General features: G+C 73.9%; 15 protein-coding genes. 2 read left to right on the top strand and 13 right to left on the bottom strand.

All coding sequences use genetic code 11. The features are described from left to right. Window positions 1-128 precede the first annotated feature (128 nt). Genes FRAAL_RS28215 through FRAAL_RS33625 form a run of 3 tightly spaced genes read right to left on the bottom strand, consistent with a single transcriptional unit; the run spans window position 129 to window position 3,603 of the window. Window positions 129-1,358: an ABC transporter permease gene (locus FRAAL_RS28215; protein WP_011607512.1), complete on the bottom strand. Its 1,230-nt coding sequence runs from the start codon at window positions 1,356-1,358 to the stop codon at window positions 129-131. Beyond that, window positions 1,355-2,167, bottom strand: coding sequence for an ABC transporter ATP-binding protein (locus FRAAL_RS28210; protein WP_011607511.1), 813 nt, complete (start codon window positions 2,165-2,167; stop codon window positions 1,355-1,357). Before FRAAL_RS28210 ends, FRAAL_RS28215 begins: the two co-directional genes overlap by 4 nt. After that, window positions 2,164-3,603 carry an efflux RND transporter periplasmic adaptor subunit gene (locus tag FRAAL_RS33625; RefSeq protein ID WP_011607510.1) on the bottom strand — a complete coding sequence of 480 codons (1,440 nt, stop codon included), beginning with the start codon at window positions 3,601-3,603 and terminating at the stop codon, window positions 2,164-2,166. The genes FRAAL_RS28210 and FRAAL_RS33625 overlap by 4 nt, the downstream gene beginning before the upstream one ends. 567 nt (window positions 3,604-4,170) lie before the next feature. Here FRAAL_RS33625 and FRAAL_RS32230 point away from each other — a divergent pair. After that, window positions 4,171-4,338, top strand: coding sequence for an SAM-dependent methyltransferase (locus FRAAL_RS32230; protein WP_083866951.1), 168 nt, complete (start codon window positions 4,171-4,173; stop codon window positions 4,336-4,338). 129 nt (window positions 4,339-4,467) lie between these two features. Here the strand turns inward: FRAAL_RS32230 and FRAAL_RS28200 are convergent, their stop codons facing one another. The 8 genes from FRAAL_RS28200 to FRAAL_RS28165 form a co-directional block, all read right to left on the bottom strand. Continuing rightward, window positions 4,468-5,235, bottom strand: a complete 768-nt coding sequence (locus tag FRAAL_RS28200; RefSeq protein ID WP_011607508.1) for a maleylpyruvate isomerase N-terminal domain-containing protein — start codon at window positions 5,233-5,235, stop codon at window positions 4,468-4,470. Window positions 5,236-5,428: 193 nt separating this feature from the next. Next, the gene (locus FRAAL_RS35670; RefSeq protein ID WP_050997284.1) at window positions 5,429-7,219 is read right to left on the bottom strand and encodes an Ig-like domain-containing protein; all 1,791 of its coding nucleotides are present in this window, start codon (window positions 7,217-7,219) and stop codon (window positions 5,429-5,431) included. 41 nt (window positions 7,220-7,260) lie between these two features. Beyond that, entirely contained in the window at window positions 7,261-8,346 is a 1,086-nt protein-coding gene (locus FRAAL_RS28190) for a hypothetical protein (protein WP_011607506.1), read from the bottom strand. 257 nt (window positions 8,347-8,603) lie between these two features. Continuing rightward, entirely contained in the window at window positions 8,604-9,752 is a 1,149-nt protein-coding gene (locus tag FRAAL_RS28185) for a type III polyketide synthase (protein ID WP_231861393.1), read from the bottom strand. Then, window positions 9,749-10,999 (bottom strand): acyl-CoA dehydrogenase family protein, encoded by a 1,251-nt coding sequence (locus tag FRAAL_RS28180; RefSeq protein ID WP_197537232.1) that lies wholly within the window; start codon window positions 10,997-10,999, stop codon window positions 9,749-9,751. Before FRAAL_RS28180 ends, FRAAL_RS28185 begins: the two co-directional genes overlap by 4 nt. Then, the gene (locus tag FRAAL_RS28175; RefSeq protein ID WP_173402715.1) at window positions 10,996-11,790 is read right to left on the bottom strand and encodes a methyltransferase domain-containing protein; all 795 of its coding nucleotides are present in this window, start codon (window positions 11,788-11,790) and stop codon (window positions 10,996-10,998) included. Before FRAAL_RS28175 ends, FRAAL_RS28180 begins: the two co-directional genes overlap by 4 nt. Before the next feature lie 195 nt (window positions 11,791-11,985). Beyond that, entirely contained in the window at window positions 11,986-12,801 is an 816-nt protein-coding gene (locus FRAAL_RS28170) for a UbiA family prenyltransferase (RefSeq protein WP_011607502.1), read from the bottom strand. Window positions 12,802-13,430: 629 nt separating this feature from the next. Further along, window positions 13,431-16,013, bottom strand: a complete 2,583-nt coding sequence (locus tag FRAAL_RS28165; RefSeq protein WP_011607501.1) for a SpoIIE family protein phosphatase — start codon at window positions 16,011-16,013, stop codon at window positions 13,431-13,433. 50 nt (window positions 16,014-16,063) lie between these two features. On the opposite strand from FRAAL_RS28165, the gene FRAAL_RS28160 reads away from it, so the two are divergent. Next, on the top strand, window positions 16,064-20,086 hold the full coding sequence (locus FRAAL_RS28160; protein WP_011607500.1) for a HAMP domain-containing protein: 4,023 nt from the start codon (window positions 16,064-16,066) through the stop codon (window positions 20,084-20,086). A gap of 72 nt (window positions 20,087-20,158) precedes the next feature. Here the strand turns inward: FRAAL_RS28160 and FRAAL_RS28155 are convergent, their stop codons facing one another. Then, window positions 20,159-21,271, bottom strand: a complete 1,113-nt coding sequence (locus FRAAL_RS28155; protein ID WP_041939899.1) for a fatty acid desaturase family protein — start codon at window positions 21,269-21,271, stop codon at window positions 20,159-20,161. A 29-nt stretch (window positions 21,272-21,300) separates the two neighbouring features. Then, on the bottom strand, window positions 21,301-22,416 hold the full coding sequence (locus FRAAL_RS28150; RefSeq protein WP_231861392.1) for a ferredoxin reductase: 1,116 nt from the start codon (window positions 22,414-22,416) through the stop codon (window positions 21,301-21,303). Window positions 22,417-22,685: the final 269 nt, after the last annotated feature.

The raw sequence follows: 22,685 nt of genomic DNA, 5'->3' as shown, positions 1-22,685 counted from the left end.
GCGCGGACAGGTGCTGCGCAGTCGAAAGGCCCGCAGTCGAAAGGCCCGCAGTCGAAAGGCCCGCAGAGGAAAGGCCTGTTGAGGAAGGGCCCACGGTCGGGCGCGACGCGGGCGGGTGCCGGCCGGTGTCAGTCACTGCGCAGCGCCTCGATCGGCGCGAGCCGGGCCGCCCGGGTCGCCGGGTACACGCCGAACGCCACCCCGATCGCGACCGCGATGACGATCGAGCCGACGGTGGCGGTCGGGGAGATCGAGATCGGATCGGAGATCAGGTGCGGCAGGATGGCGGCCCCGGCGAGGCCGAGCGCGGTGCCGAGCAGGCCGCCGGCGAGACCCAGCACGGACGCCTCGACGAGGAACTGCCGCCGGATCACCCGTGGGGAGGCGCCGAGCGCCTTGCGCAGGCCGATCTCACGGATCCGTTCGGTCACCGAGACGAGCATGATGTTCATGACGCCGATGCCCCCGACCAGCAGGGAGATCCCGGCGACGCCGGCGAGCAGCACCGTCAGGGTCCGGTCGACCGAGGTCGCGGTGGACAGGATCGACTGCTGGCTGGTGATGGAGAAGTCGGCCGCCGTGGGCGTCGTGATCCGATGCCGGGCCAGCAGCTCGTAGTCGGCCTCCTGGTAGGCGGCCGACAGGGTGTGGCCGGAGGTCGCCTCCAGGTAGATGTCCTGGACGGCGTTCCGGCTCACGCCCCCGGTGATCCGGTCGGCGGCGGTCGTGATCGGCACGATGGCCTGGTCGTCCTCGTTGGTGTTCGCGGACGAGCCGGCGGCGGTCAGGGTGCCGATGACCGTCATCGGCACCCCCGACACGGTGACGGCCTGCCCGACCGGGTCGCGCGCGCCGAACAGCTCCTCGGCGGTGGTCGCGGCCAGCACCGTCACGGCGGCGTGGTCGGCGACGTCCTGGCCGCTGATGAACCTCCCCGTGCCGATCGCGCGGGCGCGCACCGACAGCCAGTCGGGCGTGGTGCCGACGACCGAGGCCGTCCACGAGGCACTGCCGGCGGCCAGCGCCGCGGACCGGGAGGTCGTCGGTGCGACCGCCCTGATGTCGGGGGCCACGACCGTGGACCTCAGGGCGTCGGCGTCGGCCCGGGTGAGGGTCGACGCGCTGCCGAAGCCGCCGCGTACCCCGTTCGTCGTCGTGCTGCCGGGGGCGACGATCAGCAGGTTGCTGCCGAGCGCGTTGATCTGGCCCCGTACCTTGTCCTGCGCCCCCTCGCCGAGCCCGACGGTGAGGATGACCGCGGCGACGCCGATGAGGATGCCGAGCATCGTCAGCCCGGACCGCAGCCGGTGCGAGCGGACCGCCTCGAGCCCGGTCCGCACGATTTCCGCCCAGCTCACGTGCGCACCGTCCGGGACACTCGGGCGGATGGACCCGAATCGGCCGTGACCACGCCGTCGCGAACCTGCAGCACCCGGTCCGCCGCGGCGGCGACCTCGGCCTCGTGAGTGATCAGGACGATCGTGCGGCCGAGGTCGTGCAGGCGCCGGAACAGCCCCAGGACATCCTCGGTGGACGCCGAGTCGAGGTTGCCCGTCGGCTCGTCGGCGAGGATCAACGACGGGTTGGTGACCAGCGCCCGGGCCACCGCGACCCGCTGCTGCTGACCGCCGGAGAGCTCCGCCGGGCGGTGCTCGACCCGGTCGGCGAGCCCCACGTCGGCCAGCGCGTCGACAGCCCGCTGCCGGCGTTCGGCGCGCGGCCCCCCGGCATAGCAGAGGGGCAGCTCCACGTTGCGCCAGGCGGTCATCGAGGGGAGCAGGTTGAACTGTTGGAACACGAACCCGATCCGCCGGTTGCGGACCTCGGCGAGCTGGTCCTCCGACATGCCGCCGACATCGTCGCCGGCCAGCCGATACAGGCCCGACGTCGGGACGTCGAGGCAGCCGAGGATGTGCATCAGCGTCGACTTTCCGGACCCGGACGGGCCCGTGATCGCCACATATTCACCTTCCTGGATGGACAGGCTGACCCCGCGCAGGGCCGCCACCTCGAACAGCCCCGACCGGTAGGTCTTGCGGACGTCCGTCAGCTCGATGACGGCGGCGCTCGCCCCGAATTCGTGCGCTCCGAATTCGTGCGCCCCGGATTCCTGCGCCCCGGATTCCTGCGACGTGGAGTCGGTGGATGAGGAGTCGGTCGGGGTCATCCGGTGGCCCGCCCACCGAAGCCGCCGCCGCCGAAGCCGGTGCCGGTGCCGCCGCCGAAGCCGGTGCCGCCGCCGAAACCACCGCCTCGGAACCCGCCGCCCGCGCCACCGCCGAACCCACCGCCGGTACCGCCCGTCCGGGCCCGGGTGGTCGAGCCGCCGACGACCGGGACGACGACCTGGTCACCGGCGACGAGCCCGGAGGTGATCTGGGTCTGCGCCCCCGAGGTGGCGCCGGTGGTCACCACCGTGGAGACCTGACGGCCGCCGCGCATCCGATAGACGACGGTCTGCGACCCCGAGGTGTGCAGCGCCTGACTGGGGACGGTCAGGACGTCGGAGAGCTGCCGGACGATGATCGAGACGTCGGCGCCGGCGCCCGGGTGCAGACCGGTCGGGGTGCCCGTGACGTTGATGGTCACCGGGTAGCTGGCGAGCCCGGAGGTGCTGGTCGCGATGAGGCCGATCGTGCCCACGGTGCCGTAGATCGTCCCCGACCCGCCGGCGCCCGACAGACCCGCACCCGTGCCACCCGTCCCACCCGTCCCGCCCGAGCCGGCTGCTCCGCCCGAGCCGGCGATCCCGCCCGAGCGGCCCGCCCGGGCGGCGACGGTCGTGGCGCCGGTCGAGCCGGTCGGGGTGATGACGGCCTGGTCGCCGGTCTTGAGCTGGCCGATCGCCGTGTCGTCGACGGTCGCGTTGACCAGGTAGGAGTCCGTGCCGACCACGACGATCTGGGCACCGGACGCCGAGGACGACGACGACGTCAGCGAGGACGACGCGCCCGAGCCGGACCCGCCGCCGTTCCCGCCCAGGCCGCCCGAACCCGAGCCACCGCCCGAGCCGGAGCCGGAGCCACCGCCCGAGCCGGACCCGCCGGCGGATCCGCTGCCCGACCCGCCGGCGAGCTGCTGGCCGACGGTGAGGTTGACCACGGCGACCGTCCCGGCGATCGGCGACGTCATCGCGCTCGCGGCGAGGTTGCGCTGCGCCGCGCCCGCCGCGTCCTGCGCCGAGGTCAGCGTGGCCTCGTCGGCCGTGAGCTGCGCGCCAGTTACCCCCGACGCCTGGTCGGAGGCGACCTTCGCCTGGTCGTTCGCCACCGTCGCCCGTGCCTGGGCGGCCGTGGTGGCGAGCGCCGCCGAGTCGATGGTGGCGAGGGTCTGCCCGACCTGCACCTTGTCGCCCACGGCGACCTTGACCGCGGTGACCTCGCCGGACACGGCGAACGAGAGGTTGGCCTGCCGGGTCGGTTCGAGGGTGCCGGTCGCACTCACGGTCTGGCGGATCTGCCCGACGCTCGCCGCGACGAGCCTGGACGAGGCCGGCGTGCCCGCATCCCCGCTCAGGGCCCAACCGAGCAGGCCGCCGCCGACGGCGACGACGACGACGGCGGCAATCACGACGACGCCGGCACGGCCCCGGGGAATCCGCACCCGCCGCCCGGCGGACGACGGGTGGCGGGCACTCCGTCGTGTTCTACGATGGGACGACTCCGGCGGCTCGATGCTCTGCTGCGGCGCCGTTTCGTCTGCCGACAAGGACGACAAGAACCCTCCAGGATGACCCGCGATCCGGGGTGTGGCCACCGGAAGGCATGCAGAGGTTGAAATTCCGTTGTCTTTTTGGGTTTCCGGCGGGCAACGCCCGCGAGAGTTCGGTTGGGGCGGTCCGAACTTTGCCGGAAGATCCTAAAGGTTCACTGGTCGGATCCTGTGAAAATACTTAGCGAACCATTGGATTTCGGTCGCGGCCGCACCGAACGTTGAAGCTATGAATCACCTGTGAGTACCGGGGATGTGGGTACGGATCGCCTACTGGTTCGATCCAGTTCCCTTCGGCCCGTTTCCCGAGTTCCCGCTTGCCCGAGTTCCCGATGCCCGATGCCCGATGGCCAGGTCGGCCCGGCGCGCTGTGGGCCGGGCGCGGTACGTTGACGACATCCCACGCACTCGGGACGGTCTGACGCGGCGAGACGAGCGTGTCGTGGCGGAGCCGGACGCTTGGGCGTCGAGCAGTCTCCTGCGCAGGTCGCCCAGTTCTTCGGCGGCCTCGACCTCGTCGGCCCGGGCCTGCGGGTCGTGCACCGTTGGCAGCCCGCTGGCGACGTCGACGAGGGCCTGACCGACGCGCAGGTCGGCGTCCACGGAGCCGTCGCACGCAAGGGCTGACCGCCGCTGACGGCGGAACAGCCGGCGCGGTTCCGCGGAACCGCGGACGAGGTCGAGGCCGTCACCGGTTGACGCCACCGCGGGATACGCGCCGCAGTCGCGGCTACGCGATCCGGGTGGCGACAGAGCTCAGAAGCCGGGAAATGCCACCCGAAGAAGGTCGACGTCCACACCGTCGGCCGCCAGGGGCGGGGTGTGGGCGGGGTCGAGACGGCCGTAGACCAGCCGGACGAACGCCTCCGCCGGCAGGCTCAGCCGGGCGGGCCGCTCCGCTCCGTCCCAGGGCCCCAGGTGCACGGCGTCGCCGAGATCGAGGGCGATCTCGCGGTCCGGGCCGGTGGTGGTGACGTGGATCCGGGTGGGGTCGGTGGGCTTGCCGGCGAAGCCGGCGATCATGCCGAGACCGTCGATGAGCAGGTCGACGGCGGTCGCCTCCACGGTGGCGGCGGGGTCGAGCATGACCGCGACGTCCCAGGTGTGCACGGCGTGCTCGCTCAGCCGGAGCCGGACGACCCCGGCGGCATCCAGGCTCATCGGCCCGAGCGCGACCCGCAGGCCCGCAAGCTGGGTGTCGTCGAGGGCCTCGTACGCCTCGACCAGGGCCAGATCGGCGGGCAGCACGTCGGCGGCCTGCGCGTCCGGGGTCCTGGCGTTCCACGTGTCCCAGACGGCGACGAAGGCGTCCTGGCCGGGGGCGTCCTGCCCGGCGACGGCGGCGTCGAGGACGAGCCGGCCGATCTCGGCGCCGGACCCGAGGTGGGACAGCACCTGGGCGATCGTCCACTCGTCGTCGTAGGAGGGCCCGCGCACGGCCTGGGCGTCGAGCGACCCGACGAGGGCGCGCAGCCGCTCGTGCGAGCGGCGCAGGCTGGCGATGACGGTGCGGGCGTCGGTCAAGGGGACGGCTCCTTCGGACGGAGGCCTCGGCGGCGGGGCCGGTGAAGCCGGCCGTGACGACCGCCCGCGGAGGTGTTCCCATCGTTCCAGGTGACGACGGGTTGCGCCGACCCCGGCCGCCGCGGAGTCGTACTCGGCCGCCCGACGCGGGGCGCCACCCGCGTCAGGCGGCCGAGGGGTGTGGGGGTGGGTGTCAGGCGCACTGACCCGATCGCGGGCCGATCACGACGTTGCCCGTCTGCACCAGACTCGGCTGGTTGCCAGTGCAGCTCAGCGGCCCGGTGACACGGTTGTCGCGGAACTCGGGCACCGCGTCGTCGGGCAGTGGGCCGCTGCCGCTGTTGCCCGTGATCCGAACCGGGCCGGTAATGGTGTTCGCGGAGGCCTCGAGGCCGCCGGTGTTCGCGTCCACGGTCAGCGGGCCGCGCAGCGTGTTGCCCGCGCAGGGCGTGACGTCGGCGGCGTCGGCGCCGAGCAGGACGTAGCCGCCGGCGGCGTGGACCGTCACCGGGCCGGTGATCGTCGACCGGCAGGCGGTGAGGGCCAGCGCGCCCTCGGCGGACACCGGGCCGGTGACCTCGGCGCCGGTGAGCGCGAGGGCCCCGCCGGAGCGGACGGTGACCGGACCGACCTGCCGGCCGCCCGGTCCGACGCAGAGCGCCTGGCCGGCGGCGACCGTCAGGGGTCCGGTGCGCGTCGTCGTGACGCACGGCTGGCTGAACCCGACGGTGACGTCGGTGGATCCGGCCGTGGTGCCCGGCGCGAAGGCCGGGTCGCCGCTGTAGCTGGCCGTGATCGCGTGCGCGCCGGGCTGGAGACCGTTGACGCTGACGCCGGCCTGGCCGCCGGCGAGCGACGCCGTTGCCAGAGTGGTGGAACCGTCCAGGAAGGTGACCGTCCCGCCGGGGGTGCCGGCGGCCGGGTCCGCGCCGGTGACGGACGCGGTGAGGGTGACGGTCTGGCCGAACAGCGGCGTGGTCGTGCTGGCGGCGACCGCGACCGAGGCGCCGTAGCGGAACGACACCGTCGCGCGACCGTCGCCGTGGTTGACGCCCCCGACGAGCGCGGCGTCGGTCACCGTGGGTGCCGCGAAGCCGCTGCCGCCGCCACCGCCCGCCCCGGAGAAGTTGCCCGGGTCCCCGCCGCCGGAGCCGCCGCCGCCGCCGTAGTAGCCGCCCCCGCCCCCGCCCCCGCCGTTACCGCCCCCGGCGCCGTTGCCGCCGGGGCCGCCGCTGCCCGGATTGGGCTCGCCGGTCCAGGGATCGATGTCGCCGCCCGGGATCCCCGGGCCGCCCCTGGCCGAGTTCGGGCTGCCCGTGCCCGGCGCGGTCTGCGTGGCGCCGCCGCCGGCGACCCCGGAGCCCGCCGGCCCGCCGCCCTGGCCGCCGTCCTCCCCGGCGAGCCCGCCGCCGTTGCCGCCGTGCAGCAGCGGCCCGCCGTTGCCGGCGCCGCCGCCGGCGCCGGCCACCAGGACCCGGTCGCCCGCGCCGAACGCGCCGACCCGGACGTCCGAGCCGCCGCCGCCCGCCCCGCCGCCGCCGTGCGCCCCGCCGCCGCCGGCCCCGTGGCCGATGCCGCCGCGCCGGGCGAACTCGCCGTGCCGCGACGTCCCGGGGACGCCCGCGGCGCCGACGGTGAGCTGGAGAACCTGTCCCGGGCTGACGGCCAGGGTGCCGCTGGTCTCGCCGCCGAGGCCACCGGCGGCGCCGGTGTTCGGCGGGTTGGGGGCCACGAACCCGGCCGCGCTGCCGCCCTCGCCGCCGAACAGGTCGATGCGCACGCTGGTCACGCCGGCGGGCACGGTGAAGGTGTCCGTGCCCGCCGTGGTGTAGGCGCAGGTGGGCGGGGAGGTGGTGAGGACGCCGGTCGCCCCGCAGGTGGCCGTCCCGCCCGCGGCGTCCGCGACGGCGGGCAGGGGTACCGCGACGGCGACGGCCAGGACACCGGCCGCGCCGGCGATCGCGGCCAGCCGGCCTCTGGGCATGGTGATACGACGGTTCAAGGGAATCGATGTCGCCTTTCGGGTCAGATGCCGTCGTCGGCGCACAGCGCCCAGACGTCGGTGTAGGTGCTCGGCGAGCTCGCGCCGCCGGTGTGGCTGAACGCTGTCCAGTACGCCGCGGTGGTGGTGCCGTCACTGACGGGGCTGCCGCCGGAGGTGCTGGGGAAGCTGCCGTTGAGGTGGTCGCCGCCCGAACCCGGGCCGGTGAAGTCGGTGGTCGTCACGCTGCCGCCGCTGACGGCCGCACCGCCGCTGATCAGCTTCCCGTCCCCGGCGCCGCAGCCGACGGTGGCCGTCTGGCCGGTGGTCGCCGAGGTCGGCCCGCTCACCTCGCTGTAGCGGACCTTCACGGTGGCCCCGCTGACGTTGATGCCGCTGCCGCTGCAGATCGCGTAGGCGTAGGTCACGTTGCTGGTGCCGCCCCCGCCGCCGTTCCACCCGACGGACGCCCAGGAGTTCGGGTTGGTCGCCCCGTCGGCCGCCGCCTTCCGGCCGTAGTCATGGGCGGCGTCGTTGAAGGTGGGGAAGCTGGCGATCGGCTTGAGGCTGCCGATGCTCGCCGGGGTGGTGCGCGCGCCACCGCCGAGCAGGATCGTGTTCGCCGGGCAGGTCGCCACCACCAGGTTGACCGTCGATGCCGCCGTGGGGCCGCTGGCCTTGTTCATGACCACCTGGGTGTGGTTGACCAGGTTGCTGGTCAGGCAGGTCGCGTAGGGGGTGGTGGAGTACGCGGCGTCGGTCGCGCCCCCGCTGCCGCCGATGCCGAGCCAGTGCGTCACGTCGGTGCCGACGACGCCCGTGGTGCCGGTGTATTCGGTGCTGCCGTCGGAGCTGGGCTCGCTGCCCATCACGTGGTTGCCGTTCGAGGCCGAGCCGGTGCCGATGGCCTGGTTGACGCCGCCGCCGGCGGCGAGGCCGCTGGAACAGTCGGCGTGGGTCGAGATCTCGGCAAAGGCCGAACCGGGTCCGCTGGTGGCGCCGGGTGTTTTCACGGTGACGCCCACGGTGTTGGCGTGCGCGGTTCCCGGTACCGAGACGGCCAGCAGGGCACTGAGCCCCAGCACGACGGCACTGCCCATCGTGCGACGACGCAGGGTCATTTCCGCCATCAGATCCTCTCCTGGTGCGAGACGGCCTGCGCCCCCGAGACGACCGGCACGGGGCGGCCGGTGGTCGGCGGCAGCCCACGCGAGCAGGCGCGCATCCGCGGCTGTTTTCCGAGGTCAGGAGCCAGGTCGCAGCCGTCATGGCTGCGCGGATACGGACGTTAGCATCGAAAAAGTCCGTACACACGGCATGTTGGACGAAATTTGTGCGCAGATGAGTCTCTGTGACTCGTTGTGACCCGCTCCGGGGAGGGCTGCCGCTACCTGCGGCGCAGCGCGGCGAGGCAGAGGGTCAGGCCGGGGCCGAACGCCATCGCGACGGCGGTCGCCCCGGCGGCGAGGCCCCCGCGGATCTGGTCGAGGACGAGCAGGACGGTGCCCGACGAGCAGTTCCCCCGGGTCGCTAGCACCCGGCGGGCCACGGCGGTCTGCGCCGCAGCGAGGCCGAGGCGTTCCTCGACGACGTCGATGATGCGCGGCCCGCCGGGATGCACGGCCCAGCCCGCGACGTCGCCGCGGTCCGCGGTGAACGGGTCGAGCAGCGACGCCGTCGCCTCCTCGACGTGCTTCGCGAGGACGTCGGGCACCTCGCGGGACAGCCCCATGCGGAAGCCGTGGTCGGTGACGTGCCAGGTCATCAGGTCCTCGCTGCCCGGGGCGGTGGCGGCGGTGGTGTCGAGCACCTCCAGGCCGTGGGCGGCGTCGGGGACGAGCACGATCGCCGCGGCGGCGTCGCCGAACAGGGCGTGCGCGACGACCTGTTCCAGATCCCGATGTGGCTGCTCGGGCTGGATGTGCAGGGAGGTCAGTTCCACACACAGCACGAGCGCGGGCAGCCGGCGGGCCCGGACGAAGTCCGCCGCCGCGCCCATCCCCGGAATGGCGCCGTAGCAGCCCATGTGCCCGATCAGCAGGCGGCGCACCGAGGCCGGCATGCCGAGCTCGCGGGCGAGCTGGATGTCCAGGCCCGGCGTCGCGTAGCCGGTGCAGGAGACGACGACGAACAGCCCGACCTCGGCGGCGCTCAGCCCGGCGTCCGCCAGCGCGCCCCGCACGGCGCGACCGCCCAGCGCGGGCGCCTCGTCGACGTAGCGACGCATCCGCGCGGCCGTCGACCAGCCGCTGACGTCCTCCCGCCGCGGATCCACCACCCCGTGCCGGGTCCGCACCCCGGCGCCGAGGAACAGCCGGCGGGCCAGCCGGTCACCCCGGTACCGCCGTTCGAAGACCTCGTCCCACAGGCTCTGCTGGTCAAGGGAGCCGGGAAACGCGGCGCCCATGCCCGTGATGACGGCGGCGCTCAACGTCCCGGTGCTGGGCGTCCTGGTGCTGGGCGTCCGCGCGCTCGGCGTCCGCGCGCTCGGCGTCCGCGCGCTCGGCGTCCGCGCGCTCGGCGTCCGCGCGCTCACCACCGGGCCACGTCCGCGTCCGCCTCCGGGTCGCCGCCGAGTGCCGCGAGCCCCAGCCAGTCGGCGCAGACGTCGGTCGTCGCGGGCTGCAGGGACCCGCAGCGGGCGTCGCGGTAGAGCCGTTCGAGCGGGTGCCCGCGGCGGGTGACGGCGGTTCCGCACGCCTCGACGACCGAGGCGGCGACGTCCTGCGCCGTCCGGCCGGCGAGCAGCTTGGCTCGCCACACCCACCGGTTCGTCGACGCCGAGCCCGGGTCGGCGTCGACCCGGCGCGCGCACTCGTCGACCACCGCGTCCAGCGCGGCCAGTGCCGCGTCGGCATGGCCGAACCGGGCCCGCACGGCGGGCAGCGCCGCGAGGCCGCCCGGCATCCCGGCCGTGCGCCTGGCGCGGGCGTGCGCGACCCCCGCGTCGAACGCGGCCCGGCCGACCCCGGCGTAGACGGCGGCGTAGGAGGCGACCAGCCACTGCGGCATGACCTGCGCCACCAGCGAGCTGAGCCCCTCCAGACCGCCGACGAGCGCCTCCGCCGGCACCCGGACGTCGAAGCGCACATCGTGGCTGCCGGTGCCCCGCATGCCGAGGGTGTCCCAGGCCGGCTCGACGCTCACCCCGGCCCCACGCGGGACGAGAAAATGACTGATCCGCGCGGCCCCGCCGTCGGCGTCCGGTGCCGCGTCCGGTGCCGCGTCCTCGGCGCGGGCGGCGACGAAGTAGACGTCCGCGTGGGACGCCCCCGAGCAGAACGACTTGACCCCGGTGATGCGGTAGCCCCCGTCCTCGCGCCGGTAGCGGGTCCTCAGCTCGGACAGCCGGGACCCGGCGCCCCGCTCGCTCATCGCGACGGCGATGAACTCCCCGGCCGCGGCGCGGGCCAGCATGCGGTCGCGCGCGGCGAAGAACGACTCCGGTGCCCCCATCGTGCGGGCGAGCCCGTCGGGCGTCCCGGCCAACGCGCCCACGACCGAGGTGTGCATGTTCAGCACCAGGGCGGTCGCGCCGCTGCCCGCGGCGAGCACCCGCGCCGCGTCGGCCCAGTCGGCGAAGCCGCCGCCGGCCCCGCCGAGCCGGGCGGGAACCAGCAGGCCGAAAAGCCCGGCGGCGCGCAGGTCGTCGAGGTCGGCGCCGGGCAGCTCCCCGTCCCGGTCGGCGGCGCCGGCACGGGCGGCGAGCGCGTCGACGACGCTCCCGGCGAGCCGCGCGCCGTCCACGGCGGGGCCGCGAGGTGCCGGGATCGTGGCGTTCACAGGTCGTCCCTCCCGGTCTCGATCCTGGTTCCGACCGCCTGGTAGACGCCGGCGGTGGAGCCGGTCGGCAGCATCCGCACCGAGTCGGCCCGGCGGGCCAGCCAGCGGGCATAGTCGACGAGCGAGGGGCGAAGGCCGCCCACGACCGTCATCTCGATGCCGCAGCCGCCCAGCGCGCGGGCCAACCGGTCGGGCGCGACGAGCAGCCGAGGATCGTGGATGCGCGGCGGCGGCCCCCCGGGAAGGCGTTCGGCGACGCCCACCAGGGCCACCCGGCAGAACAGCGTGTCGGCGAGCGTGTCGATGACGAGCGTCCCGCCCGGGGCCAGCACCCGCGCGATCGCCGCGCAGGCCGCGTCCAGATCCTCGAGGTGCTCGAACAGCTCGCCGGCGACGACGCAGGGGAACTGCCTGTCCCGGAACGGCAGGCGCAGCACGTCGGCCTGGATCGCCGTGACACCGTGCCCGGCGGCCTGCCGCAACGCCGGCGAGGACAGGTCGACGCCGACGTGCCGCCAGCCGGCGAGCCGGCCCGTCAGGGCCAGGGAGAGCAGCCCGGCGCCGCAGGCGAGGTCGAGCAGCGCGGCGCCGGGCTCGGGCGGGTCCGGGATGAGCCGGCCACGGGCCTCGGCGAGCCAGCGCAACGCGGCGAACCGCCCGTGCGTCGGCCACCACTCGGCGGCAAGATCGTCGTACTGGGCGGGATCGTTGCGGGCCCGCCGTGGTCTGCGCCGCCCCGCGACCACGGTGCCGGTCGGGATCGATGCCGGTCGGCCCGTCGACCTGTCCACATGTCTCCCCGTTGGTCTGGAGAATCCGTTGTCCGCGGCTGACATGGCGACCGGTCCGACGCAGTCTGTGCTCTGAGTAGCGCTCAGGGTAATCATCGCCCAGCCCCGATCCAATGACCTGCACGGTGTCGGCTGGCCTGCACGGTGTCGGCTGGCCTGCCGGTGCCGGTGCCGGTGCCGGTGTCGGCGTCGGCGTCAGGCCGGGCGGGTGCCGGCGGCGGCGACGAGCGCGACGTCGATCGCGGCGACCGCCATCGCGGCGCGGAAGGCCTGCCGGTCGCCGAGGCGCAGGCCGAGCCCGGTCAACCCGCTCACCGCGGCCAGCGCGCCCACCTGCCAGCCCCGCGGGTCCCCCGGGCCGAGCACCGCGACGACGGAGCCCGCCGCGAGCAGCAACGCCGCCGACGCGCGCACACCGGCCGGGCCGAGGCGCTGCGGCAGCCCGCGCACCCCCGTGCGGGCGTCGGCGTCGAGGTCCGGCAGGACGTTGGCGAAGTGGGCGCCCGAGCCGAGCAGCGCCCCCGCCAGCGGCAGCCACCACGGCGGCGTGGGGTGGCCGGGCAGTCCGAGGACGACGGAGGCGGGCAGCAGCGCGAACGAGACGGCATAGGGGGCGACGGACAGCGGCGTCGCCTTCAGCCCGAGGTTGTACGCCCACCCACCCGCGACCGCGGCGAGATGGGCCGACCCCGCCCGTCCGCCGGAGAGGAAGGACAACGGCACGCACGCGACCAGCGCTGCGGCAGTGGCCCCGGCGACCGTCCCCGGCGCCAGGCCGTCGACGACGATCGGCTTGTCCGTCCGGCCGCCGGCGGCGTCCCGGCCACGGTCAACGAGGTCATTGCCCCAGCCGACCGACAGCTGACCGGTCCCGACCGCCGTCGCCACCGCGACGACCCCGGCCCTCGTGCGACCGCCGGCGGCCGCGAGCGCCGTCGCGAACAGCGTCACCGCGACCGTCGGCTCCGGATGACAGGCTCGCACCAGCGCGACGATTCGCCCCCCTGCCAACCGGGGCGCCGCTCCCGTGGCTGCCTGCCGGCCTGCTTCCGTGGCCCTTCCGGTGGCTGCTTGCCGGCCTGCTTCCGTGGCCGTTTGCCTGACCGCTCGCAGGGTTGCTCGCCTGGGCGTTCCTGCGACCGCGCGGCTGACCGGTCCTGGCATGGGCGCGACCGTCTCAGAATCGAAGGCCCGACACACGCCGCACCGCCGCCCGGCGCGCCGGGCCTGAACCGTGTGTCCAGCTTCGTGAACCCTGGGGCACTCGGCGGCCGACCCGGTCGGCACGGGCCCCGGCCGCCGCCGCCTGCCGGTCCGGATCTCGGCCAGATCGCGGCCAGATCATGCCGAGGCTTCGGCACGGTTTTTCGGCCGAAAACCGTGCCGAAGCCTCGGCACGTTTCCGTGCACGAATGGTTACCCGGTTCTCCGGGCGTCGCGGGTCTTCCGGGGGCCGGGAGTTGTCGGGCAGGTCAGGAGTCACCCGGCGAGCCGGCCTTTACCCGGCGAGCGGCTGTTACCCCGCGAGCGGCTGTTGCCCGGCGAGCCCTTGACCCCGCGAGCGCCTGTTACCCCGCGAGCGCCTGTTACCCCGCGAGCGGGCTTTACCCCGCGAGCGCCCGTTACCCCGCGAGCGGGCGTTACCGAGTGGGCCGGGCAGACGCTGGTTGGGGCGCGGGGGCACGGCGGTCGCGGCGCTGGATGACGATGAGGCAGGTGTCGTCGTCGGTGTCGGGCCTGGTGTGTGCGAGGACATGGTCGGCCTGCCGGGCGACGTCGGGCTGGCGCTGGGCGGCGATCCGCAGTAGGGCGGCCAGGGAGGTGTCCAGCCCGGTGCCGCGGCGTTCGATGAGACCGTCGGTGAACAGCAGGAGGATGTCCTCGGGGGCCAGATGGTGGACCGCCTCCTCGTAGGCCGCGTCGGGCTCGACGCCGAGCAGCAGGCCGTCCGGCTGCGGCAGCGTGCTGGCGGACCCGCCGTGGACGAGGACCGGGGGCAGATGCCCCGCGCGGGCCCACCGCAGCGTGTGGTCCGACGGCCGGTACAGGCCGCAGACGACGGTCGCGGTGATGTCGTCCGTCAGATGGTAGGTGACCCGGTTGAGCCAGTGCAGCAGCTGCGCGGGTCCCGCGCCGGTGACGGCCAGGCCGCGAAGGCTGTTGCGCAGGGTGACCATGCCGGAGACGGTCCGGATGCTGTGGCCCGCGACGTCGCCGACGACGAGCAGGACGTCCCCGCCGGGGAGGGTGACGGCGTCGTACCAGTCGCCGCCGACGAGGTGTTCCTGTTCGGCGGGGCGGTAGCGGACGGCGACGGCGAGCCCGCTGGCCTCGACGGCCTCGTCCGAGCCGGGCAGCAGCGACTGCTGCAGGGTCAGCGCGAGGCGGTGCTGGCCGGCGGCCCGCGCCTCGGAGTCGGCGAGCTGGTGGCGGGTGGCGTCGAGGACGACCTGCGTGCGGTAGTGGCTCGTCAGGTCCTGGTAGACGCCGCGGACCGCGACCAGCGTCCCGGCGGTGTCGGTCACGGGCTCGGCGAGCGCGCGAAGCTGGCGCATCGTCCCGTCGGGAAGCAGGACCCGGAAGGAGACGGTGACCGAGCGCTTCAGCCGCAGCAGCGCGTCACGGAGCTGGTCGACGGCCGCCCGGTCCTGGGGATGGACGTGCGTGTGGAGATCGTCGAGGGGGATGGGTGGGGTGTGGCCGGCCCGGCCGAACAGCTCGTGGGTGTGCCGGGTCCAGCGGACCGCGCCGGTGCGGATCTCCTCCTGCCAGGCGCCGAACCGGCCGAGGCGCTCCACGGCGCGTAGCAGCGAATACCCGCCCTCGCTCGCCTCGCCGACGGTCCAGCCGATGGCGACGCCGTCGAAGAGGCGGGCGATGCGCACGTCGACCTCCTCGCCGACGACCACGTCGTCGACCAGGGTGAGCAGGATGGTGCCGTCGGCGCGGTACGGCTCGCCGGTACGCAGGACCTCGACCGCGCGCCCGAACAGGCCGGCGTCGGCGCCGAGGAGGGGGTAGAGCTCCAGCAGGCCGCGCCCGCGCAGCTCGGCGCTTGGGCGCCCGCCCGGATCCCGGAAGCCCTCGCCGACGTGGTCGATGCGGAAGTCGAGCACCTCGCCGTCGTCGGCGCGCTCGGCATGGGTGAGCAGCACAGACCCGCCCACGGCGTCGAGCAGCGCCGGCAGCCAGGCGACCCCGGCCGCCAGGGTCGGCGTGCCGTCACCGATCTGCGTCGGCGAGGTGCCGGGCGCGTTGCCGGACGTGTGGCCGGGCATGTGGCCGGGCATGCTGGTGGGTCCGCTCGCCGGCCGCAGGCTGCGCAGGCAGAGGTCGGCGAGGGCGACGAGTTCGCGCCGCAGCCCCTCGCCGAACTGCGTCTGCGGGGCCGGCCAGCAGATCTCCATGGCGCCCACGACGGCGCCGGCCCGCCGGAACGGCAACGCCGCCCGCGCCCCCGGCCAGGGACCCAGCCGGGGTGGCCCGTCCGTGCCCCCCGCGACCCCCGTACCGGCCGGCCCGAGCGTGCCTCGCGCGCCGAGCGTGCCTCGCGCGCCGACCGTGCCTCCCGCGCCGAGCGTGCCGGCCGGCCCGACCGTGCCTCCCGCGCCGACCGTGCCTCCCGCACCGGTCGGGTCGACCGCTGGCCGCGGCGGGGATCCGGCCGGCCACCACTGGGGTGTGCCGAGGCGGGCGGCGCGCTGGGCGGCGCAGTCCAACTGCGGCGGGATCCGCTGCCAGCGGCTCGCGTCGAGCGGGCTCAGACCGGCCTCGCCGACCAGGGCGAGCGCGCCGTCCGGCTCCAGCAGCCAGAAGGCCACGGCCACCGCGCCCAGCGGGGCCAGGACCTCGTCGTAGACGGCCTGCGCGACCGGGCAGCCGTCGTCGGCGTGACCGACGGCGGCCTGCGCCAGCCAGGAGCGGCGGCGGGCCTCGGGGTCGAGTGCCGGCCGCGGGGACGCGCCCGGGGCCTGGCCGAGCACCTCGGCCGCGAGGTCGGCCGGGGCCACTCCGGCCGCGGCGGCGAGGCTGCGAAGCTGCTCGCCGGCCTCGACCACCGAGCACCGCAGCCGTTCGACGAGCACTCCGGTGGCGACGTCGATCAGGGCGTCGGATGCACTGCGTGACCGGGCTTCCGCGAGCTGTCGCTGCTGGCCGGCGATGACGTTCAGCATGCCCGCGGCGGGGCCGGACCGGCCAACACTGCCTTGCGCGGAGCCCACGACCGTGTCTCCTTGTCCACCCCGAGCGCTGGCCGTTCACCAGGACAAGGGTGTATGGCCGGGACGCCGGTCTTGTCACCCTTACCCTACTGCAGAAGCTTCGAACGGATCTGGACATCGACCGCGGCGGCTCCCGGAAGGGGGCGGGCACCGTGGGCGACAGGCTGGAGGCAACGGTGACCGAGGTCACGGATCGTGAAGCGGCGCGCGCGAGGTTGGACGATCCGGCCCTGCGGCAGCTGCTGGCCGGGCTCACCGCCGTGCGGGGAGGTGATTTCGGCACCCGCCTGCCCAGGGTCGGCGACGATCTGCTGGACGAGATCGCCACGGTCTTCAACGGGATGATCGACCAGCTCGCCCTGTTCACCTCCGAGGTGACGCGGGTGGCGCGCGAGGTCGGCACCGAGGGCAAGCTCGGCGGCCAGGCCGAGGTGCCCGGCGTCTCGGGCTCGTGGAAGGACCTGACGGACAACGTCAACGCCATGGCCGGCAACCTGACCGGCCAGGTCCGCGACATCGCGCAGGTCGCGACGGCGGTGGCGAAGGGCGACCTGTCGCAGAAGATCACTGTGGATGCCCGGGGTGAGATCCTGGAGCTCAAGAGCACGATCAACACGATGGTCGACCAGCTCTCCGGCTTCGCCGACGAGGTGACCCGGGTGGCCCGGGAGGTCGGCACCGACGGGCGGCTCGGCGGGCAGGCGGACGTCAAGGGCGTCTCGGGGACCTGGCGTGACCTGACCGAGTCGGTGAACGTCATGGCCGGCAACCTGACCAGCCAGGTCCGGTCGATCGCGCAGGTCGCGACGGCGGTGGCGAAGGGCGACCTGTCGCAGAAGATCACTGTGGATGCCCGGGGTGAGATCCTGGAGCTCAAGAGCACGATCAACACGATGGTCGACCAGCTCTCCGGCTTCGCCGACGAGGTGACCCGGGTGGCCCGGGAGGTCGGCACCGACGGGCGGCTCGGCGGGCAGGCGGACGTCAAGGGCGTCTCGGGGACCTGGCGTGACCTGACCGAGTCGGTGAACGTCATGGCCGGCAACCTCACCGACCAGGTCCGCTCGATCGCCCAGGTGACCACGGCGGTCGCCCGGGGGGACCTGTCGCAGAAGATCCGGGTCGACGCCCGCGGCGAGATTCTCGAGCTCAAGGAGACCATCAACACGATGGTCGACCAGCTCTCCGGCTTCGCCGACGAGGTGACCCGGGTGGCCCGCGAGGTCGGCACCCAGGGCAACCTCGGCGGCCAGGCCAACGTCCGCGGCGTGTCGGGAACCTGGAAGGACCTCACCGACAACGTCAACGTGATGGCCTCGAACCTGACGGCGCAGGTCCGGTCCATCGCGCAGGTCGCCACGGGTGTGGCCCGCGGCGACCTGTCACAGAAGATCACGGTGGAGGCGAAGGGCGAGGTCGCCGCGCTGGCCGCCACGATCAACACGATGGTGGACACGCTCGGCGCCTTCGCCGACGAGGTGACCCGGGTGGCCCGCGAGGTCGGCACCGACGGCCGCCTCGGCGGCCAGGCGAGCGTGAAGGGGGTGTCCGGCACCTGGAAGGACCTCACCGACAACGTCAACTTCATGGCGAACAACCTGACCAGCCAGGTCCGCAACATCGCCCAGGTCACGACGGCGGTCGCCCGGGGTGACCTGACCCGCAAGATCGACGTCGACGCCCGCGGGGAGATCCTCGAGCTGAAGACGACCATCAACACGATGGTCGACCAGTTGTCCTCGTTCGCGGCCGAGGTGACGCGGGTGGCCCGCGAGGTCGGCACGGACGGCATCCTCGGCGGCCAGGCCGAGGTCGAGGGCCTGTCGGGCACCTGGAAGCGCCTGACCGAGAACGTCAACGAGCTGGCCGGGAACCTCACCCGGCAGGTCCGGGCGATCGCCGCCGTCACCAGCGCCGTCGCCACCGGCGACCTGACCCGGTCGATCGACGTCGACGCCCAGGGCGAGGTCGCCGAGCTCAAGGACAACATCAACGCGATGGTCCGCTCGCTGCGCGAGACGACCCGCGCGAACCAGGAACAGGACTGGCTCAAGACCAGCCTCGCCCACATCGGCGGGCTGATGCAGGGCCACCGCGACCTGCAGACCGTCGCCCAGCTCGTCATCGACGAGCTGACGCCGATGGTCGACGCCCAGTACGGCGCCTTCCTGCTCGCCGAGTCGGGGGTCGACCGGCCGGCGCTGAACCTGATCGCGAGCTACGGCTACCAGGCCCCGTGGGACGTCCCGCGCCGGTTCGACTTCGGGCAGTCCCTGGTCGGGCAGGCCGCGCGGACGAAGCGGACGATCGTCGTCGCGAACACCCCCGCCGACTACCTGCAGATCGCCTCGAGCCTCGGGCAGTCGGCGCCGGTCGCCCTGATCGTGCTGCCGATCCTGTTCGAGGACCAGGTGCTCGGCGTCATCGAGCTCGCCTCCTTCAGCCCCTTCGCCCAGGTCCACCACGACTTCCTGAACCTGCTCACGGAGACCATCGGCGTCAACGTCAACACGATCATCGCGAACGCCCGCACCGACTCCCTGCTGGACGAGTCCCAGCGGCTCGCCTCCGAGCTGCGGGCGCGGTCCGAGGAACTGCAGTCCCGGCAGGAGGACCTTCAGCTCTCCAACGCCGAGCTGGAGGAGAAGGCCACCCTGCTGGCCCGGCAGAACCACGACATCGAGGTCAAGAACTTCGAGATCGAGCAGGCCCGACAGGAGCTGGAGGAGCGGGCCCGCCAGCTCGCGCTCGCCTCGAAGTACAAGTCCGAGTTCCTGGCGAACATGTCCCACGAGCTGCGCACGCCGCTGAACAGCCTGCTGATCCTGGCCCGGCTGCTGGCGCAGAACCCGACCCGCAACCTGTCACCGAAGCAGGTCGAGTACGCCCACGTCATCCACTCCGCGGGTTCGGATCTGCTGCAGCTCATCAACGACATCCTCGACCTGTCCAAGGTCGAGGCCGGGAAGATGGACGTCCACGTCGAGGAGGTCGCCCTGGTGGACATCGTCGACGACGTCCAGGCCACCTTCTCGCCCATCACCGCGGAGAAGGGCCTGCGTTTCACCGTCGCGATGGCGCCCGACCTGCCCGCGCGGCTGCGCACCGATCGCCACCTGGTCGCGCAGGTGCTGCGCAACCTGCTGTCGAACGCGGTGAAGTTCACCGAGCAGGGCAGCGTCGACCTGGCCATCGCGGTGTCCGGCGCCGGCGCCGGCGGGCGCGCCCCGGGACAGGCCGTGCTGTTCTCGGTGTCCGACACCGGCATCGGGATCGCGGCGGAGAACCTCGAACGCATCTTCGGGGCGTTCCAGCAGGGCGACGGCACCACCAGCCGACGTTACGGCGGCACCGGCCTCGGGCTGTCGATCTGCCGCGAGGTGGCGACCCTGCTGGGTGGGGAGATCCAGGCCCGCAGCGAGTTCGGACGGGGCAGCACCTTCACCCTCCAACTGCCCATGGCCCCGGCCGCGACCACCTCGTCCGACGGCCCTCAGCCTGCTGCCGAACAGCCGGCCGCCGTTCCCCCCTCCCCGCGGGCCGCGCTCCCCGCCGCGACCCCCGTGGACGAGGCGAAGCCGGGGCTGCACCTGGTGACCGCGACCGCAGCGGCGCCGACGACGGCGTCGACTCTCGTCGATCCGGGCCCGTCCCCGGCGCCGGAGGTGGCCGGTGCGCCGGGGATCGCCGGGCGCACCGTGCTGGTGGTCGACGACGACGTGCGCAACGTCTTCGCCATCACCAGCATCCTCGACCTCTACGGGCTGCGGGTGATCCACGCCGCCGACGGCCGGATGGGCATCGACGCGCTGCGGTCAAACCCGGGCATCGACCTCGTGCTGATGGACGTGATGATGCCCGAGATGGACGGCTACGCCACGACCACCGCCATCCGGGCCATGCCCCAGTTCGCCGATCTGCCGATCATCGCCGTCACCGCCAAGGCGATGCCGGACGACCGGCAGAAGTGCCTCGACGCCGGGGCCACCGACTACGTCACCAAGCCCGTGGACATCGAGGAGCTCCTCGCCTGCATCCGGGCCGGCCTCGCCCCCGGCGGGCACCCTCGGTAGGCGGGCCGGGGGCGGCTCCAGGCCGGCCGGTGCGCCGCCGGGTCGGCCGTCGGGCGGAGGTTCGGGCGGAGGTCAGGCGGCGCGGGGGACGACGGGTTCGGTCCGGCCGCGGCGCGTCGCCGAGCGCACCGGGCCGGGCAGCGCCAGGCGGGTGATCTGTCGCCAGACGCTCGCCGTCTGCCGGGGCAGCGAGCCGGTGGTGTAGGGCAGGCCGAAGCGTTCACACAGCTCGCGCACCCGCGGGGCGATCTGCGCGTACCGGTTGCTGGGCAGGTCCGGGAAGAGGTGGTGTTCGATCTGGTGGCTGAGGTTGCCGGACAGCAGATGCAGAAGCGCCGGGCCGCTGATGTTGGCGGAGCCGAGGAGCTGGCGCAGGTACCACTCGCCCCGGCTCTCCTCGGCGATCTCGTCCTCGGTGAAGGTCCGGGTGCCCGCCGGGAAGTGGCCGCAGACGATGATGGTGTGCGCCCAGACGTTGCGGGTGACGTTCGCGGTGAGGTTGCCCAGCAGGACGGGCAGGAACGCCGGACCGCCCAGCAGCGGGAACGCCACGTAGTCCTTGAGCCCCTGGCGGGCGGCCTTACGCAGCGCCCGTGCGAGCTGGCCCGCCGTCTCCCCCCAGCCCTTCTCGCCCTGCCACGCCTTGTCGATCTCCGCGTCGTAGATCGCGATGCCGTACTCGAAGACGGCCGCGAGACCCAGGTTGTAGAGGGGCTGGGCCAGGTACACGGGGTGCCAGGGCTGCTCGGGGGAGACCCGCAGCATGCCGTACCCGAGATCCCGATCCCGGCCGAGCACGTTCGTGTAGGTGTGGTGGGCGTAGTTGTGGGAGTGCCGCCACTGCTCGGCGGGTGAGGCGAAGTCCCATTCCCAGGTGGTGGAATGGATGTCCGGGTCGCGCATCCAGTCCCACTGGCCGTGCAGGACGTTGTGCCCGATCTCCATGTTCTCGAGGATCTTGGCGACGGCGAGCATCGTCGTGCCGGTCAGCCATGCCGGTGGCAGCAGGGACGCGAACATGACCGTCCGGCCGCCGACCTCGAGCCTGCGCTGGGCGGCGATCACCCGGCGGATGTAGCGGGCGTCGTCCTCGCCGCGGCTCGCGATGACCTCGGCCCGCAGCCGGTCGAGCTCCCGGCCGAACTCCTCGATGTCTCGGGCGCGCAGGTGCGTGGGCGCTGGCATCCGTGTTCTCCTCACAGGTTCGGTTCGGGTCACAGGTCGAGATCGACGTCGCCGACGGCGGTGGACACGCAGGTCTGGATGACGTCGCCCGGGTCGCCGTGCTCCTCGCCGGTGCGCAGGTCCCGGACCCGGCCGCCGGCCAGGCGGACCAGGCAGGTGCGGCAGACCCCCATCCGGCAGCCGCTCGGCATGGAGACGTCCGCCTTCTCACCCGCCGCCAGCAGGGGCGTGCCCGCATCGGCAAGCGTCTCCCGTCCGCTGCGGACGAAACGCACCCGCCCGCCGGGCTCGGCGGACGGGCGTGTCACCGGCTGGAACCGTTCCGTCCGCAGCCGGTCGGCGATGCCAGCCGCCCGCCAGTACGCCTCCGCGTCGTCGAGTAGTCCCCGCGGCCCGCAGACCCACGCCGGCCGATCCGGCAGATCGGCGCAGGCGGCGGCCAGATCGGCCATCGTCGGCCGCCTCGCCCGCCGGCCGGGGCGGGGACGGGTGTGATGCTCGTGCAGGTGCAGACCGGGGGTTCGGGCGGCCATCCGGCGCAGTTCGTCACCGAAGATGACCGCCGGCCCGTCGGGTGCGACGTGCGCGAGGAGGATGTCGGGCCGGTCTCCGGTGAGGGCGAGATCGCGCAGCATCGACATCACCGGGGTGATGCCGCTGCCGGCGGTCACGAACAGCAACCTGGGTGGCAGGTCCGCCGGCAGCACGAACCGGCCCGCCGGCTGGCCGAGCCGGACGATCCCGCCGGGACGCAGCCGGTGGACCACGTGGTGGGACACGAACCCGCCGGGAGCGGCCTTCACGGTGATGGTGACGAGCCCGTCCGGGCGGCCGGGCGGGGACGACAGCGAGAACGTCCGCCAGTGCCACACGCCGTCGATGTCCACGCCGACGCCGACGTGCTGGCCGGCGAGGTGCCGTCGCCACCCGTGACCGGGCCGCAGGACGACGGTCGAGGCGTCGGGGGTCTCCGGCACGACCTCCTCGACCCGGCCGGACAGCTGACGCCGCGACCACAGCGGGTTCACCATGGCCCGGTAGTCGTCCGGCGTCAGCGGGCTCGTCAGGACACCTGCCGCCGCGCTCAGCATCGGCCGCACGCTCGGCATCGGCCGCTTGGTCAGCTTCCGCCTGAAGGTCAGCATCGATCGAATCACCTCGCCGGCGGCCATACCGGACCAGACGTCTTTCCGAAGAGAATCCCGGTGACTCCGAGAATCCCGGTGATTCCGAGCGGGGGCACAGCGACTTCGGGTCGGCTCGACGGCAGGTTACACCGCAGCCTCGGGCCGTCGATTCGATCAATGTGCCCCGTGGTTGGCGTAGGCGGCCTTTGGCAGTGCCTTCCCGAGGATTCCTGCGCGGTCGGTCAGCTGAATGCGGCTCGCGGGGGCGGGCCGGGTCTGACCCGAAT

It is taken from the genome of Frankia alni ACN14a (assembly GCF_000058485.1).
In the GTDB taxonomy this organism is placed as follows: domain Bacteria; phylum Actinomycetota; class Actinomycetes; order Frankiales; family Frankiaceae; genus Frankia; species Frankia alni.
The sequence above is the reverse complement of the archived record's forward strand: the minus strand, read 5'-3'. Positions and strand labels throughout refer to the sequence as shown.